Source organism: Rhodococcus sp. NPDC059969 (assembly GCF_042738325.1).
GTDB lineage: Bacteria > Actinomycetota > Actinomycetes > Mycobacteriales > Mycobacteriaceae > Rhodococcus_F.
Genome location: NZ_JBHWUF010000008.1, coordinates 107,726 through 123,955 on the forward strand (window position 1 = coordinate 107,726; position 16,230 = coordinate 123,955).

The 16,230-nt window shown below is 63.2% G+C and carries 14 protein-coding genes; 8 read left to right on the forward strand and 6 right to left on the reverse strand.

The genetic code is table 11. The features are described from left to right. The first annotated feature begins 33 nt into the window (after nucleotides 1–33). Entirely contained in the window at nucleotides 34–1,869 is a 1,836-nt protein-coding gene (locus ACFWAD_RS21465) for an acyl-CoA dehydrogenase (RefSeq protein WP_378547818.1), read from the forward strand. A gap of 85 nt (nucleotides 1,870–1,954) precedes the next feature. On the opposite strand, the gene ACFWAD_RS21470 is transcribed toward ACFWAD_RS21465, so the two are convergent. Next, a complete protein-coding gene (locus tag ACFWAD_RS21470) occupies nucleotides 1,955–2,587 on the reverse strand; it encodes a hypothetical protein (protein ID WP_378547496.1) in 633 nt (210 codons plus the stop codon). Nucleotides 2,588–2,767: 180 nt separating this feature from the next. On the opposite strand from ACFWAD_RS21470, the gene ACFWAD_RS21475 reads away from it, so the two are divergent. Beyond that, nucleotides 2,768–3,490, forward strand: a complete 723-nt coding sequence (locus tag ACFWAD_RS21475; protein WP_378547499.1) for an ATP-binding cassette domain-containing protein — start codon at nucleotides 2,768–2,770, stop codon at nucleotides 3,488–3,490. Between the two features lie 5 nt (nucleotides 3,491–3,495). After that, a complete protein-coding gene (locus ACFWAD_RS21480; protein ID WP_378547502.1) occupies nucleotides 3,496–5,508 on the forward strand; it encodes a YhgE/Pip family protein in 2,013 nt (670 codons plus the stop codon). 8 nt (nucleotides 5,509–5,516) lie between these two features. Here ACFWAD_RS21480 and ACFWAD_RS21485 read toward each other — a convergent pair whose 3' ends face one another. Next, a complete protein-coding gene (locus tag ACFWAD_RS21485; RefSeq protein ID WP_378547505.1) occupies nucleotides 5,517–6,095 on the reverse strand; it encodes a nucleotidyltransferase family protein in 579 nt (192 codons plus the stop codon). Nucleotides 6,096–6,159: 64 nt separating this feature from the next. On the opposite strand from ACFWAD_RS21485, the gene ACFWAD_RS21490 reads away from it, so the two are divergent. From ACFWAD_RS21490 to ACFWAD_RS21500, 3 genes are all read left to right on the forward strand, one after another. Next, nucleotides 6,160–6,405, forward strand: coding sequence for a helix-turn-helix transcriptional regulator (locus ACFWAD_RS21490; protein WP_378547508.1), 246 nt, complete (start codon nucleotides 6,160–6,162; stop codon nucleotides 6,403–6,405). After that, entirely contained in the window at nucleotides 6,402–6,890 is a 489-nt protein-coding gene (locus ACFWAD_RS21495) for a hypothetical protein (protein ID WP_378547511.1), read from the forward strand. The genes ACFWAD_RS21490 and ACFWAD_RS21495 overlap by 4 nt, the downstream gene beginning before the upstream one ends. 85 nt (nucleotides 6,891–6,975) lie before the next feature. Then, nucleotides 6,976–7,959, forward strand: coding sequence for an LLM class F420-dependent oxidoreductase (locus ACFWAD_RS21500; protein ID WP_235171409.1), 984 nt, complete (start codon nucleotides 6,976–6,978; stop codon nucleotides 7,957–7,959). A gap of 4 nt (nucleotides 7,960–7,963) precedes the next feature. On the opposite strand, the gene ACFWAD_RS21505 is transcribed toward ACFWAD_RS21500, so the two are convergent. Together ACFWAD_RS21505 and ACFWAD_RS21510 are read right to left on the reverse strand one after the other, a co-directional pair. Further along, nucleotides 7,964–10,183 (reverse strand): VanW family protein, encoded by a 2,220-nt coding sequence (locus ACFWAD_RS21505; protein WP_378547514.1) that lies wholly within the window; start codon nucleotides 10,181–10,183, stop codon nucleotides 7,964–7,966. 294 nt (nucleotides 10,184–10,477) lie between these two features. Further along, the gene (locus ACFWAD_RS21510; RefSeq protein ID WP_378547517.1) at nucleotides 10,478–11,833 is read right to left on the reverse strand and encodes an acetyl-CoA C-acetyltransferase; all 1,356 of its coding nucleotides are present in this window, start codon (nucleotides 11,831–11,833) and stop codon (nucleotides 10,478–10,480) included. Between the two features lie 130 nt (nucleotides 11,834–11,963). On the opposite strand from ACFWAD_RS21510, the gene ACFWAD_RS21515 reads away from it, so the two are divergent. Then, a complete protein-coding gene (locus ACFWAD_RS21515) occupies nucleotides 11,964–13,310 on the forward strand; it encodes a 3-oxoacyl-ACP reductase (protein WP_003945596.1) in 1,347 nt (448 codons plus the stop codon). Further along, nucleotides 13,310–14,173 (forward strand): MaoC/PaaZ C-terminal domain-containing protein, encoded by an 864-nt coding sequence (locus ACFWAD_RS21520; protein WP_378547821.1) that lies wholly within the window; start codon nucleotides 13,310–13,312, stop codon nucleotides 14,171–14,173. The genes ACFWAD_RS21515 and ACFWAD_RS21520 overlap by 1 nt, the downstream gene beginning before the upstream one ends. A gap of 120 nt (nucleotides 14,174–14,293) precedes the next feature. On the opposite strand, the gene ACFWAD_RS21525 is transcribed toward ACFWAD_RS21520, so the two are convergent. Further along, nucleotides 14,294–14,893 (reverse strand): TetR/AcrR family transcriptional regulator, encoded by a 600-nt coding sequence (locus tag ACFWAD_RS21525; RefSeq protein ID WP_003945885.1) that lies wholly within the window; start codon nucleotides 14,891–14,893, stop codon nucleotides 14,294–14,296. Nucleotides 14,894–14,965: 72 nt separating this feature from the next. Further along, nucleotides 14,966–16,144 carry a glycoside hydrolase family 3 N-terminal domain-containing protein gene (locus ACFWAD_RS21530; RefSeq protein ID WP_378547521.1) on the reverse strand — a complete coding sequence of 393 codons (1,179 nt, stop codon included), beginning with the start codon at nucleotides 16,142–16,144 and terminating at the stop codon, nucleotides 14,966–14,968. Nucleotides 16,145–16,230 lie beyond the last annotated feature (86 nt).

The window sequence follows — 16,230 nt, forward strand, 5'->3', positions numbered from 1 at the left end:
GACCGCACCACCTCACTGGGAGAAGCAGAAGACATGGGCCATTACAAGAGCAACGTTCGGGACCTGGAGTTCAACCTCTTCGAGGTTCTCGGACTGGAGAAGCCACTGAGCGAAGGCGCTTGGGGCGACCTGGATGCCGACACTGTCCGCAACATGCTGGCAGAGGTCGCACGCCTGGCCGAGGGACCGCTGGGCGAATCTTTCGCCGACGCGGACCGCAACCCCCCTGTCTTCGATCCCGAGACACACACCGTTGCACTGCCGGAATCCTTCAAAAAGTCTTTCAAGGCTCTCTGGGACGCCGAGTGGTACCGCATGGGACTGAGCGAAGAGGTCGGCGGCGTGCCGGTTCCCCGCTCCGTCGTGTGGGCCATCGGTGAGCTGATCCTGGGCGCACAGCCCGCAGCGCACATGTACCAGGCCGGACCCGCCTTCGCGGACGTGCTGTTCAACAACGGCACCGAAGAGCAGAAGAAGTGGGCCGCCACCATCGTCGAACGCGGATGGGGCGCCACGATGGTCCTCACCGAGCCCGACGCCGGCTCCGACGTCGGTGCCGGACGCACCAAGGCAATCAAGCAGGACGACGGATCCTGGCACATCGAGGGCGTCAAGCGCTTCATCACCTCGGCCGACTCGGACGACCTGTTCGAGAACATCTTCCACCTCGTTCTCGCTCGCCCCGAAGGCGCCGGACCCGGCACCAAGGGCCTGAGCCTGTTCTTCGTCCCGAAGACGCACTTCAACTTCGAGACCGAAGAGCTCGGCGAGCGCAACGGCGCCTTCGTCACCAACGTCGAGCACAAGATGGGCCTGAAGGTCTCCGCCACGTGTGAGGTCACCTTCGGCGGCCACGGCATCCCCGCACAGGGCTGGCTGGTCGGCGAGGTCCACAACGGCATCGCCCAGATGTTCGACGTCATCGAGCACGCTCGAATGATGGTCGGCACCAAGGCAATCGCCACCCTCTCCACCGGCTACCTCAACGCTCTCGACTACGCCAAGCAGCGTGTGCAGGGCGCAGACCTGACCCAGATGACCAACAAGGCCGCGCCCCGCGTGACCATCACGCACCACCCCGACGTGCGTCGTAGCCTGGCAATGCAGAAGGCATACGCCGAAGGCCTGCGCGCGGTATACCTCTACACCGCAGCACACCAGGACGAGGTTGTCGCCAAGCTCGTCTCGGGCGCAGACAAGGACACCGCGTTCCGCGTCAACGACCTGCTGCTCCCGATCGTCAAGGGCGTCGGCTCCGAGCGTGCGTACCAGTACCTGACGGACAGCCTGCAGACCCTCGGCGGCTCCGGCTTCCTGCAGGACTACCCGATCGAGCAGTACATCCGCGACTCCAAGATCGACTCGCTGTACGAAGGCACCACGGCCATCCAGGCTCAGGACTTCTTCTTCCGCAAGATCGCCCGTGACCGCGGCGTCGCGCTCGCTCATGTTGCCGGACAGATCAAGACCTTCATCGACAGCGAAGCCGGCAACGGCCGTCTGAAGGCGGAGCGCGCACTGCTCGCCACCGCACTCGAAGACGTCCAGGCCATGGCTGCCACGCTCACCGGCTTCCTCATGGGAGCTCAGGAGCAGCCCACCGAGCTGTACAAGGTCGGCCTCGGCTCAGTCCGATTCCTGATGTCCGTGGGCGACCTGCTCATCGGCTGGCAGCTGCTCCGTCAGTCCGAGATCGCTCTCGCAGCACTCGACAACGGCGCTTCCGACAAGGACAAGAGCTTCTACGAGGGCAAGGTCGCCATCGCGTCCTTCTTCGCCAAGAACGTCCTGCCGGAGCTCACGGCTTCGCGCGAGATCGTCGCGAACACCGAGAACGACATCATGGAGATCGACGAAGCAGCATTCTGATTCGTTCCTGATTCATGAAAAGTGCCGGTCCCGAGAACGTTTCGGGGCCGGCATTTTTGTTGTCAGCGCTCGGTGTCGCCCGCGGTCATCTGCCCTCGATGGTGGGGCAACTGATCTGAGCGGACAGGACCGACGTCGTCGGTTGTTCGCCGGGTCGGGCCGCCGTTCCCGCCAGGGAAAGCGCCACGCGCCTGCGATCCGGAGAACTGACTATTTCGATGGACTTGTCGTCACCACCGCCGAAGGAGACGAACTGTCCGCTCTGATCCGAGAACTTCATGATCGCCGCCCCGTGCTGGCCCGGTTCCGGTTTTTCGTTCACGTAGACCTGCAACTGAAAATCACGTCCCGGATACTCGCCGCCGCCGTCGTACTCGTAGAAAGAGCTGGTGTGCACTTCGTAGGCCCACTGGCGGTGCCCGGCAGGCAGCGAATCCGCCCAGTTGTGCTCGAAACACGTGACGGATCCGGGCAGCGAGACACTGGCTGCGCCGGTCCACCCACCGGTCAGGGTGATCGCTCCGTAGGGCGCTGCTTCGTGCTCGTGTCCTTCGGAAGGCAAGGGCGGAACCGTCAACGGCCCGACATTGCGCCCGGTGAACTCGAAAAGCCTCTCGCTGGACACGAACGGGGGCGACTCGCGCTCACCGGCACAGGAGACAACCGACAGGGCGGCCATGACAAGCAACACGCACATACCGCGTCTACGAACCGGCACCTCGACTCCCCCTGTCCGTTTCCAACAGAATACATACCGTTCGGTCTCCAAGTTGTCAGACGTGTCCGACACATCCCTTTCGTGAGGCCGCTCGCCCCCTGACGATGTGATTGGGTGAGCACGAACGTCCACAGAACCAGCCACTCGGTTCTTTCGAAGCCCGAGTAGATCAACAGACAGGTGATCATCGTGGTCGCACCAGAGCACGCACAACCCGATTACGCCCCCGACCTGGCATTGACTGCCACGGACTTGGCGCTCGACGGCCCATGGGGGCCGGTGTTCGGACCCGTCAATCTCGAAATTCGTGCGGGCGGTGTGACCGTCCTCGAAGGCTCGGCCGGTTCAGGACGTACGTCCTTACTTCTGACACTCAGCGGGCGAATGAAAGCCAGTTCCGGATCGCTCTCCGTCTTCGGCCGAACCCGTCCCCGTGAGATCTTCGAGATCGCCGGGGTCGCTGGGTTCGAGGACATCGACGAGCTTGCCGAGTCCGTCACCGTTCGCGATCTGATCACGGAGCAGATCCGGTGGGACGCACCCTGGTACAAACTCATCGGACGTGCCGGGGATCGAGAACTCGAAACCGTGTGTGCCCCTGTCTTCGGTGACCATCCGCTGCCTGCACTCGGCCGATATGTCAGCGACCTCGGCGAACTCGAGGCGACCCTGCTGCGTATCGCCGTCGCGAACACGAAGAAGCCGGCCCTGCTGGTCGTCGACGATCTCGAACAGGTGCGGCGTGACTCCGAGCGCGCATATCTCGTCGAGCGACTGGTCGAGATGGGGAGCTACCAGACCATCATCGCGTCGACCGTCAACCCGCTGCCCGACGGATCACCCATCGATGCCGTCACCTTGCTCCAAGAAGTCACCAATCCCGACCAAGAAGGGGCGAGGTAAACGCGATGCTCGCTGGAATGTCTCTCGGAACCGAACTCAAGCGGTTCTCCCGCGGCGCGATGCCCAGGATTGCACTCGTCACCATCATCTTGATGCCGCTCCTGTACGGCGCGATGTACTTGTGGGCCTTCTGGAATCCGTTCGGTGAGGTGAACAAGGTCCCCGTAGCTCTGGTCAACACCGACCGTGGCGCGATGGTCCAGGGGCAGGAACTCAACGCGGGCGACGAGGTCAGCCAAGCGCTGCTCGATTCCGGTGAGCTCGATCTCCATCTGGTCTCACAGCAGGAAGCCGCGCAGGGAGTTTCGGACGGCACCTACTACTTCTCTCTCACTCTGCCCGAGAATTTCAGTGAGGCCGTTGCCTCCCCGACGTCCAAGGACCCCCACAAAGCGCAGTTGCAGTTCACCTTCAACGACGTCAACAACTATCTCGGCACCATCATCGGTCAAAATGCCGCCCAGCAGGTCCTCAGCCAAGTCAGCGACAAGATCGGCGCGCAGTCGGTTGAGACGGTTCTGGTCGGATTGACCGACGCCGGTGCAGGTTTGAAGCAGGCCGCCGACGGAGCGCTCCAGCTCTCGGCCGGAGTGAACACAGCCAACGCCGGAGCCGGCGAATTGGCGTCGGGCTCGAAAACGCTGGCCGACAACATGGTTACCGCACGCGACGGTGCAGCCACTCTTGCCGGCGGTACAGCGCAACTCTCGACCGGTATCAACACCGCCACGGACGGTGTCCTCGCACTGACCGACGGTTTGGGGCAGCTCGATCTCGGAGCCGTCCAACTGGGCGACGGCGCAAGCCAACTCAGTGGTGGCGTCACCCAGGTCGTCGACCAACTGAGCGTCCTCGGGAACACACAGGCAGACGTCGCACAGCTGGTCGGGCAGGCCGTGGCCAGCCTTCGGCTGAACCCGGATCCCGTCAGCCAACAGATCGCCAATGCCCTCGCGCCTGCCCAGGACATGCTGCGCACTCAGGGTTTCGGTGAAGCGACCATGGGCCAACTGGGCGAACTCAAGAGCGGTGCACAACAACTCGTTTACCAACTCGACGATCCGTCGAGCACCTTCCGAGCCGGGCTCAATGCCGCGGCCAACGGCGGCGGTGAACTCCGCAACGGTCTGGTGCAGCTTCGTGACGGCGGTCAACAAGTCAACGACGGCGCTCAAACCCTCAGTAGCGGACTGGTTCAACTCACCGACGGCAGCGTCCAACTTTCCGACGGTGCGGCCAAACTCGCAGACGGCACCGAGCAACTCCGTGCCGGATCCTCCGAACTTGCAACCAAACTCACCGAGGGCGCGGGCCAGATTCCCAGTTGGACCGATCAACAGCGAACCGCAACCGCTCAAACCCTCTCCAGCCCGGTCGAACTGCAGGAAACTTACGAGAACCGGGCAAGCACCTTCGGCACCGGATTTGCTCCGTTCTTCCTGCCCCTCGCGCTGTTCGTGGGCGGCATCATCACCTGGATGCTGCTCAAGCCGCTCCAGAACCGGCCCATCGCAAACGGTCTCGGCGCGCTGCGAGTGGTCCTCGCCTCGTACTGGCCGGCACTGCTCATCGGCATCTGCCAGGTGATCGTGATGTACCTGGTCGTGCACTTCGCCGTCGGTCTGCACCCCACGCACGCCCTCGGTACCGTCGGGTTCCTGATGCTCATCACCGCCACCTGCATGGCGTTGATCCAGGCATTCAACGCCATCTTCGGGGTATCCGTCGGACGCGTCATCACCCTGGCGTTCCTGATGCTGCAACTGGTTTCGGCCGGCGGCATCTATCCCGTCGAAACCACCGCGAAACCGTTCCAGATCATCCACCCGTTCGACCCCATGACCTACGCAGTGAACGGGCTACGACAACTCACCGTCGGCGGTATCGACTCGAGGCTGTGGGTCTCGATCGCCGTCCTCGGTGGCCTCCTCGTCGCCTCACTCGGGGCCAGTTCACTTGCTGCACGCCGAAATCGGCAATGGACCATGGACAGGTTGCATCCGCCGATCGAGGTCTAGGTCTAGGTCTAGGTCGAGCTCTCGGGCCAAGGCTCCACGGTCAACGCAGGCCATTCCCCGCGCCACCGTGCCGCCTTGGCCTCGTACACCTCTCTCGGCGCCAGCACCGGGTTGGGGCGGACGATCATGTCGAAGAGATCTTCGTATCCATGCGGGGCATAGACGTCCACAGTGCCGCCCGCGGCCTTGGTGATCCCGAAACAGCAAGTTGTGGAAGCGAAGTGGTCGATAGCGTCGCGGCAACTGGTGAATGGAACGCCGGGAATCCCGAAATGCTGCTCGTACCACAGGTGCACGCGGGCTTCATTGCGCACTTCGACGTCGGCATCCACATCGGCGAACAGTTCTGCGGCCGAACGAATCACGCGATCTTCCGCGTCGTAGCTCAGATCGTCGGCATCGAAATAGAAGAGGTCGTAGTCCTTGATTCCGGCGCCGAGGTCACGGCCGTCGATGTGATTCCAGACGGTTTGGAAAAGCCCACCTGCGGTCAGGTACCACTCAGCCAACTCCAATTGCGGTGCCCGATCCACGATCGTAGCGACCACCGGATTTGCCAGGGCGATCTCGAGAAATCGTTCACGCATGCCGTCAGCTTTCCATATGACAAGCAAACTTGACATCATGTGACAAGTATTCTTTACTTCTCCCATGACTGGAAAGGTTGGCGACAACAACGTGCGGGAACACCGACGCCTCGCCGGCCTCACCCAGGCACAACTGGCCACGGCAGGCCAGGTGAGCAGACAGAGCATCGTCTCCGTCGAACGCGGCGACTACGCACCGAGCGTCTACCTGGCACTTCGCCTGGCATTGGCACTGGGGACCACCGTCGAAACGCTCTTTCCCCTACCCGAATCGGCACTCACCGCAGAAATTCCAGAGGAGACGGCATGAGCACCATGATGAAGGCAATGCGGTTCGTCGGAGATCTGGACGACGACTTCTACAAGGACGAGCGTCAGCGCGACGTCTGGAACGAAGCCTCGGCGGTGGGACTCCAGAGTGTCTTCTGGGCAATATTCGTCAGCTCGGCGATTCTGCCCTGGGTCGCCGGCCGAACAGGGGCGTGGATCTCGCTCGCGCTGCTGATCGTCGCACTGTTCGGCTCAGTGATCACGATTATCTATGCACTTCGGTGCGACGTCGATGTCTACGTGTTGTCCAACTACAACCGCCCCCGGGTCGTGATCAGCATCGCGCTGTACCTCGTCGCCGCAGTCGGCATCATGGCCCGTCTCGAATTCGATTCCTACGAAGAATCGTCTACCTGGGTCGGCGCTCTCGTCGGCGGAATTGTCGGTGGCGGCATCGCAATCGCGGCAGTCAAGCTTCACCAGCAGCGAGCCAAGCGACGCGAAGCGGCCGAAGAACTTCTCTGAATTCCGGAAGTCTGCCCAGCACAACAGAATCCATAGAGTTGGTAAAATCGTGCCAGGTCAACCGATCGCGAGTAACGTCGAATCGGTGAGCACTCGCCTCGGATACCAGATGCCCAACTTCAGCTACGGCGGTCCGGTCAAGGACCTCTTCCCCACCGTCATAGCGCAGGCCCGCGAAGCCGAAGCCGCAGGCTTCGACACTGCATTCGTGATGGATCACTTCTACCAACTCCCCGGAATCGGAGCGCCGGACGCCCCGATGCTCGAGGCCTACTCGGCGCTCTCCGCGCTGGCGACGGCCACCGAGACCATCCAGTTGTCTGCACTGGTCACGGGAAACACCTACCGCAATCCACCCATGCTCGCCAAGACCGTCACCACCCTCGACGTGGTGAGCGGCGGTCGGGCCATCCTGGGCATCGGCGCCGGTTGGTTCGAACTCGAACACAATTCGTTCGGATACGAGTTCGGAACTTTCACCGAACGGTTCCAGAAACTCGACGAAGCACTGCAGATCATCGCGCCGATGCTCCGCGGTGAGCGTCCCACCTTCGACGGAAAGTGGTACCACGTCAAGGACGCCATCAACGAGCCCCGCGTCCGCGACGACCTGCCGATCCTGCTCGGCGGCGGCGGCGAGAAGAAGACGTTCGGACTCGCCGCTCGCTTCGCGGATCACCTCAACATCATCTGTGACCCGTCCGAACTGCCGCGCAAGATGGAAGCACTTGCTGCACGCTGCGACGAAGCCGACCGCGACCCCGCTACCCTCGAGACCAGCTTCCTGACGTTCATGATGATCGACGAGGACGGCGACAAGGCTCGCGCGCATCAGCGAACGTTCCTCGCAGAGCGTGGTCTCGACATCACCACGGCGCCGGAAGACGTGGTCGCCAAGGCCACCGAACGTCATTTCGTCGGCAGCCCGGACGACGTCGCCGAGCAGGTTCAGACGCGCATCCTCGACCACGGCATCGACGGCGTCGTGATCAACCTGATCACCAACGGCGAAGAGCCAGGCATCGTCGACCTCGCGGGCCGCACTCTCGGCCCACTCGTCGGCAAGTAGTCCCCTACTCGCACTTCACGATCGGCACCGGGTCGTACTTGACGGTCCGGGTGTTCGAGGAAATCTCGGCGCCACTCGCGTGGTCGGTGATCACGCGAGTGTCGCTGACCGTGAATCCGGGCGCACCGCTCGAAGCCACACAACCAGGCCCCTCCGGCAACGTCACGGTGTTCGGTGACGTCGGCGACGTACGCGGGCCGGTCGTCGAAGCGACATCGACGGTTTTTGTTCCCCAGATCCGAACGGTGATGTTCGACGACGTCGCAATCGTCTCGATCATCACGCCGGTCTTCGCCGGATTACGGAACTGCAAGTCGATCGCTCCATCGAAGATGGTCGCCTCACGCGCCTCGGGGTACCGCGAGATGTAGTAACTGTGCTCGGTGTGCGCGACGTCGTCCATGCCGGCGAAGTACGTCGCGTTGTAAAGCGTCGTCGCAAGCTGACTGATACCGCCGCCGACAGCCTTGTCCGGGCGACCGTTGTTGATGATCCCCGACTCGACGTATCCCTGAGCGGCACCACGCGGACCGGTGTATTCGTTGAGCGAGAACGTATCTCCGGGCTTGATGACCGCACCGTCGATCTCCGACGCCGCCAGGCCGATGTTGACGCCAGACGCGTATTCGAAACCACCGGTGGTGAATTCGCCGATCACCTCGTTGATGCCGAGTGCGTTCGCGGCTTCGGTGGTCAGCGCCGGCGGAACCGGTCCGTACACGGCAGGGGTTGCCCGAGAAGCCGTGCTGCCCAGCAGAACCGGGAGTTCCTTGACCGTGTCCGGCCAGTTGATCAGATCTCCGACAACACCAGGCACAACCGTCGGCTTGCCACCGGCGAAGGTGAACGACGCGTCCTTGGGTTGGACTTCCGTCGACACCAACTGCGGAGTCAGAATCTTGATCGCGGCATCCGTGTTGTACTGCGGAGTCAGCCCACCCGAGCCGTCGGGTGTGAAAGTCAGCACCTCGCCGATCTGATCGACGCCGAGCGTCGCGACCTTGCCGTCACGGCCGTTGACCACGACGTCACCCGAGACAGCTGGAATGGCGATCTCCTGCAGTGCGCGATCGACACCAGCCTGAGTGACCGTCACCGGAACCTCGTCGACAGGAAGATCGACGACGCCACCATCGGACCATTCGGCGGCGAAGGTGGCGCCCGCCTGCTGCGTTTCGAGGGCCTGGCCGGCGGCGGGTGAAACACCCGTCGCCTTCCCCCTCTCGAACACAACTGCGCCTTCGACGGGCGCACGATCACTGTTTGCCGCAAGCTGCGACATCGAGGCGTCCAACGCCCCCTGGTCGACGGTCGACACGACGGGAACCTCGCGGGATCCGAAGAACGACGTGATGCGGGTGATCGGGTTGATGGGCTGAGCGTTAACACCGGACAACGTGGCCGACCAGTCGACGTCTACACCCGCAGATGCGGGAACGATCTCGGAGTCGACGCCGCCGGCATGTACGGCTACGGGTTCGACAAGCCTGGGGCCGAGTTCGGAGCGCAGCGTGGCCTCCGCGTCGGCGGGCGTGAGATCACCGATGTCCACCCCGGCGACCTGCGTGCCTCGGGGTGTTTTCCCGGACGAGGTGAAGATGTCCACTCCGTAGGCAATCACTGCGACGGCAAAGATGGCGCCGACTGCTATCGCCGGTTTGACCCACTTGCGGGAAGACGCCGGAGCGGGCGCCACTGGTTGCTGCGGTGGCGGGGGTGCAATTACCTCTGGTTCGCGAACAACAGGCTCGTACTGCTGCTGGATGGGTTCGAATTGCTGCGTGTCGTACTGCTGCACGAACTCGGGGCGCGGCGGCTTCGGGGGAACCACCACTGCTGGAGGCTCGAACTGCTGTGTCTGCTCGTCGATGGCTTCTGTCGCCGGAGCCGAGTCGACTACTTCCGTCGGCGGTGCGTCCTCCGCTGGGACGACAGGGATGACGGTGGTGACCTCGTTTGCCGATTCGTCGACTGTCGGTTCCGTGGAATCGATTGCGTCTTCGTCGACAGGGTTTGGCGCTTCGACTGCTTCAGGCTCTACTGCTTCAGGCTCTCCTGCTTCAGCCTCGGAGACTGGCTCGGTGTCCTCTGAGGTATCGGGTTCCTCGACCGACTCGGTCTCTTCGACCGCCTGAGGTTCCTCGACCGACTCGAGTTCCTGCTCTGGGAGGGACGAGTCCTCGCTGTTCGTCTTCTCGACGGACGGACCCTCTTCGTCACTCACCTGTTGGCTCCTCGCTGCATCAACCGTCGCTGCGGCGCTCACCGACAACTCAACACAGGATATCCGGACATACGAGAGCCCCGCGCTGCTGCCAGGTCGGGGGTCAGGCAGCAACACGGGGCTGTCATGAATATCGGTAGCTATTCTGCAGCGTTACACGCCTTCGCGAAAAAGTTTGCAAAGAGTTCGGGGATCCGGCCACCCCTCGTGGCCGGATCCCCGATTACGCATCCCCTCGCGCCGATCACTGCAGGTGAGCGCAGTTTTCACTCGCGTGGGGAGATTGTGGAGCGGTTACCGCTCGATAATCGCCGTGACGCCCTGGCCGCCGGCGGCACAGATCGAGATCAGGCCGCGGCCCGAACCCTTTTCGGCGAGCATCTTGGCGAGGGAAGCGACGATACGTCCACCGGTTGCCGCGAACGGGTGACCTGCAGCCAAGGACGATCCGTTGACATTGAGCTTGCTTCGGTCGATCGACCCCAGTGCGCCGTCGAGGCCGAGGCGTTCCTTGCAGTACTCGTCGGATTCGAAAGCCTGCAGGGTTGCGAGAACCACTGAAGCGAAGGCTTCGTGGATCTCGTAGTAATCGAAGTCCTGCAAGGTGAGGCCGTTGCGGGCCAGCAAACGCGGGATCGCGTACGTGGGAGCCATGAGCAGCCCGTCCTTGCCGTGGACGTAGTCGACGGCAGCGGTTTCGGAATCGACGAGGTGCGCCAGAACCGGAAGATTGCGCTCGGCTGCCCACTCGTCGGTGGAGAGGAGCACTGCCGAAGCACCGTCGGTGAGCGGCGTCGAGTTGCCTGCCGTCATCGTCGCGTCGCCGAGCTTGGTACCGAATACGGGCTTGAGCGTGGACAGCTTCTCGACGGTCGAACCGGGACGGAGGTTGTCGTCGCGGGTCAGGCCGAGGAACGGGGTGACGAGGTCGTCGAAGAAGCCGCGGTCGTAGGCCGCTGCCATGTTCTTGTGGCTGGCCGCTGCAAGTTCGTCCTGGTCCTCGCGCTTCACGCCGAATTCCTTGGCGGTGATCGCGGCGTGGTCACCCATCGACTTGCCGGTGCGAGGCTCGCCGTTGCGCGGAATTTCGAGGCCGAGCATGCCCGCCCGCACGTTGCCGAGCAGCTTGATGCGGTCGCCCGTGGACTTCGCGCGGTTGAGGGAGAGCAGGAACTCGCGTGCCTGATCGTTGACGCCGATCGGAGCATCGGACGTGGTGTCCGTGCCGCCACCGATGCCGGAATCGATGCGGCCGGCCGAAATGGCGTCGCCGACGGCGATGATCGACTGCAGTCCGGTGCCACACGCTTGCTGAAGGTCGTACGCCGACGTGTACGGGCTCAGCGCGCTGCCGAGAACGGACTCGCGAATGAGATTGAAATCACGACTGTGCTTGAGTACGGCGCCGCCGACGACCATGCCGAGCGTCTCGCCCTGCAGATTGAACCGACTCACGAGACCGTCGAGCGTCGCAGTGAACATGTCCTGGTTGGACGCCTGTGCGTACGCCTTGTCCGAGCGTGCGAACGGAATGCGATTTCCGCCGACGATCGCAACCGGACGGCGCTGACCTGCGGACTTCGCAGCGGCTGCGGCCGGTGCAGTGTGCGGTGCGGCGGGCTTTGCATTTGAACGGGCTTTGCTTGTCACTTGCGTCTCCAAGGATGGTGCGATTACCTGTTGAAGACTATTCTTACTCAGTAGTAAGTTACTTGTCTATCGCCGCATTCTTCAGATTGCCCGGTGAGAGACAACCCGAAACACAACAGAAGGTAGGACCGTGGCAGCCAGCAAGGGAGCTCCCGACCTCTATTCACAGTTCCTCTCGTCCGCCCCCGGCGCATTCATCGCGTCGAAGGCCGGCCTGCCCAGGCCCGAGAACCTGCGTCGCTACAAAGCAGGGGAACCCGCACTCGCCGGACCTGTCCTCATCGGCGGCAAGGGCCGGCTCGCGGAACCACTGCGCGTACTGCTTTCCGATTACCCGGCAGCTCAGGCGCACGACAGCAGCTTCGGCGGACTCGTGTTCGACGCAACCGGAATCACTCAGGTCAGCGAGCTCGAGCAGCTGTTCGAGTTCTTCCAGCCCGTGATCCGAAACCTCGCACCGTCGGCTCGCGTCGTCGTTCTCGGCACGACGCCGGAAGAAACGTCCAGCGTCGACGAGCATGTCGCTCAGCGCGCCCTCGAAGGCTTCACCCGTAGCGTCGGCAAGGAGATCAAGCGCGGCTCCACCGCTCAGCTGGTCTACGTCTCCCCCAAGGCGTCCACCGGACTCTCCGGCGTGGAATCGACTCTGCGTTTTCTTCTTTCGGCCAAGTCCGCCTTCGTCGACGGCCAGGTCATCGTCGTCGGTGCTGAAGATTCCGTCGCACCCGCAAGCTGGGACAAGCCGCTCGAAGGCAAGGTTGCCGTCGTTACCGGTGCAGCCCGCGGCATCGGTGCCACCATCGCTGAGGTGCTTGCCCGCGACGGCGCGCACGTTGTCTGCGCTGACATCCCGGCCGCCGGCGAAGCGCTGTCCGAGACCGCGAACAAGGTCGGCGGCACGTCCCTCGCTCTCGACGTCACGGCAGCCGACGCAGCCGAGGTCCTCGCAGCTCATCTCCTCGAGCGTCACGGCGGCGCGGACATAATCGTCCACAACGCCGGCATCACCCGCGACAAGACCCTCGCCAACATGGACGAGGGCCGCTGGAACATGGTCATGAACGTCAATCTTCTTGCACCACAGAAGATCACCGAGCACCTCGTCGAGAAGGGCGCCCTCAAGGAAGGCGGCCGCGTCGTCGACGTCTCCTCCATCGCCGGCATCGCGGGCAACCGCGGCCAGACCAACTACGGCACCTCCAAGGCCGGCGTCATCGGCCTCGTTCACGCCGAAGCTCCCGTCCTGGCCAAGAAGAACATCACCATCAACGCCGTCGCACCGGGCTTCATCGAGACTGCCATGACCGCAGCCATCCCCTTCGCCACCCGCGAAGCCGGCCGCCGCATGAGCTCCCTCCTGCAGGGCGGCGAGACCGTCGACGTCGCCGAGACCGTCGCATACTTCGCGAGCCCGGCCTCCAATGCCGTTACGGGACAGGTCGTTCGCGTCTGCGGCCAGAGCCTTCTGGGCGCATGATGGCAGCAAAGACCGTCGCGCTCACCGAGCAGCCGAAGACCCTCGACATCTACTCCCGCGCGGTACTGGGATTGTTGCCGTGGAACAAGTCCAACTCGCGCTCGGTGCCACAGCAGACTTTCACCCTCACCGGATTGAAGGTCGACACCGACAATCTGGCGGCGTACTGCCGTGTGACGGGACTGCGGTTCGGCGACACTCTGCCGATCACCTATCCCTTCACCTTGGCTTTCCCGACCGTGATGAAGCTGATGGTGTCGAAGGACTTCCCCTTCGCCGCCGTCGGTTCCGTTCACGCCGAGAACGTCATCGAATCGCTGCGGCCCATCTCCGTCAGCGAACCGCTGGACCTCTCGGTACACGCCGAGAACTTGCGTGAGCACCGCAAGGGTCTGCTGATCGACGTGGTCACCGAAATTCGGGTGGGACGGGAACTGGTCTGGCGACAGACCTCGAGCTTCCTGAACCAGCAGAAGACCTCGCTGTCCGGCCAGCCCGGACCGGAGCCAAAGGCCGACGAGGTTCCGCCGATGCCGATGAGCACCATCCGCGTCGACCAGACCACGATCAGCAAGTACGCCGCAGTCTCCGGCGACCGCAATCCGATCCACGTCTCCTCCCTGGGCGCCAAGGCTTTCGGTTTTCCGAAGACCATTGCTCACGGAATGTGGAGTGCCGCGGCAGTTCTGCGGACCGTCGAGGGGTCCGTCGCGGACAAGGTCACCTACAGCGTGCGTTTCGGCAAGCCGATCCTGCTACCGGCGTCGCTGAATGCCTACGCTGATCGCACCGATGACGGCTGGGATCTGTCACTGCGTCACCCGAAGAAGGGTTACCCGCACGTCACGGCGACGCTGCGCTGACCCAGGACTGAACTGGTTGGGCTGGTGCGTTTCCGACCCCGCCCCGACAGTGTGAACGTATCGCTCCCCTTGTTCAACAAGGGGAGCGATACGTTCACGCGATGTGGTTTGGTTTGAGAGCTACTCGGACTTCTTCTTGCCCGACAGACCGCGCCACGCGAGGGATTCGAGTAGGTCCGCTGCGGCATCCACTTCGATTTCCCCACCCGCGACCCGGTCGGCTACCGCCTCACCGGCGCCGACGAGCGCGATGGCGATGATCCCGTAATCGTGCGCGGCATCCGGATCCTTGGTGCTGGACTCGAGCAGATGCGCGGTCAACTCGATCAATCGATCGCGACTGGACTGCACGGTTCCCGCAAAAGCCTGCTGCCCGACGGCCTGACGGTAGAGCACCATCCACGACTTGCGGTTTGCGCCCACGAACCCGAGGAACCCCTCGAGAGCGGCGCGCAATTGTTCACGCGGAGTCAGGTTGGGCGCGCCGGCCGGGGCGAGGGCCTCGAGGAAGCGAAGTCCTTCACGATGAATGCACGCCGCGAACAGCTCTTCCTTCGAGCCGTAGTACAGGTACAGCATCGGCTTCGAGATCTCGGCTTTTGCCGCGATGGTGTCCATCGAAGTTTCGTGAAACCCCCTGTCGGAGAACACGTCCACAGCTGCGTCGAGCATCTGCTGCTCACGCACTGCGCGTGGCAGTCGCTTGGTACCGCCGGCCATGCTTCCTCCAACCACAGGGTAAATGTCGATCTTACTCTACGGTAAGATTGTGCGTCGAATCGCAACTTCGACTCAGCAGGTCACGGCACCTTTGGCCGCGGCAACCGTGACGACGGCCTGATCGACTCGGGCCTGCGGAAGCGCACCCGACGCGACGGCCCGCTCGAGATGGTCGAGAACCCGCGGTACGTCATCGGTGGTCAGCCACAATGCCTGATCGACTCCTGCCGCGAGTGCAGCCTGAACTGCGTCGGCAATATCGTATCGGTCGGTGATCGCCTGCATACCGCTGAGGTCGTCGGTGAATACCGGACCGGTGAACGGCGCTGCGCCGTAACCCACTCCGTCGCGAAGCAAGGCAACGGCGGCGGGGCTGATGCTGGCAGGGGTACCGGGCTCGGTCAGACCGGGAACCTCGAGGTGACCCATCATGACGCCGACTCCGGTTCCCGACAGTTCGCGGAAGGGAATCAGGTCCGACGCGATCAGATCCTGCAGCGGCGGCGTGGTCACCTCACCGCGGTGCGAGTCACCCGACGCGCTGCCATGACCGGGAAAGTGCTTGATCACCGGGAAGATTCCGGCGTCGCGCATACCCTGCGCGTACGCACCGGCGTAGGCAACCACGGTCTGGGGGTCGTCGGAGTACGAGCGGTCCCCGATCACGGAGTCGTCGGGTTGGCTGCTGACGTCGACGTCGGGGGCATAGTTGACGGTGATCCCGAGATCCTTCAACCCACGTCCACGCTCGAGTGCCATCTGGTACGTCTGTTCCACTGTCATGGTCTGCGCCGTTTCCCTGGCCGACGGATCGGGTCCGAGGATGTCCGCGACGCGGGAGACCCGTCCACCTTCCTCGTCGATCGTCACCATCAGGGGCAACTTCGACGCCGAAGCAACCTGCGGCACTTCGCGATTGGTGAGCATCGACTGATCGGTCCAACTTCCGACGAAGATGCCGCCGATCTCCTCGTTCTGCACTATCGACAACGCGTCGTCGGTCCCGGTGACGCCGACGTTGAGCAGCTGGGCAAGTTTCTGACGCAGGGAGAGCGAAGCCAGAAGGTCGCTACCGCACGACGCGGCGACGGGTGCGGAGCTCGATGCCGCAGGCGTCGACGTGATCTCGGTACTGGTGCTGGTCGGGGCGCTCGAAACAGGATCAGCGGTCCCGTTTTCGCCTGAGCATCCCGCAACCAACCCTCCGCACAAAGCAATGGTCGTCGCAGCCTTCAGAAACTTGATCCGCATACCTCGACCGTAACGGACCCAGTACCCATACACTCCCTCACGGGCACATCGGGACGGTAGCCTGGAAGAGAACCGATTCCCCCCGC

Coding starts and splice junctions, on each gene's coding strand:
- ACFWAD_RS21485 (WP_378547505.1), bottom strand. CDS start 6,095: ATGCGTGAACGATTTCTCGAGATCGCCCTGGCAAATCCGGTGGTCGCT.
- ACFWAD_RS21530 (WP_378547521.1), bottom strand. CDS start 16,144: ATGCGGATCAAGTTTCTGAAGGCTGCGACGACCATTGCTTTGTGCGGA.
- ACFWAD_RS21520 (WP_378547821.1), top strand. CDS start 13,310: ATGGCAGCAAAGACCGTCGCGCTCACCGAGCAGCCGAAGACCCTCGAC.
- ACFWAD_RS21495 (WP_378547511.1), top strand. CDS start 6,402: ATGAGCACCATGATGAAGGCAATGCGGTTCGTCGGAGATCTGGACGAC.
- ACFWAD_RS21480 (WP_378547502.1), top strand. CDS start 3,496: ATGCTCGCTGGAATGTCTCTCGGAACCGAACTCAAGCGGTTCTCCCGC.
- ACFWAD_RS21525 (WP_003945885.1), bottom strand. CDS start 14,893: ATGGCCGGCGGTACCAAGCGACTGCCACGCGCAGTGCGTGAGCAGCAG.
- ACFWAD_RS21490 (WP_378547508.1), top strand. CDS start 6,160: ATGACTGGAAAGGTTGGCGACAACAACGTGCGGGAACACCGACGCCTC.
- ACFWAD_RS21465 (WP_378547818.1), top strand. CDS start 34: ATGGGCCATTACAAGAGCAACGTTCGGGACCTGGAGTTCAACCTCTTC.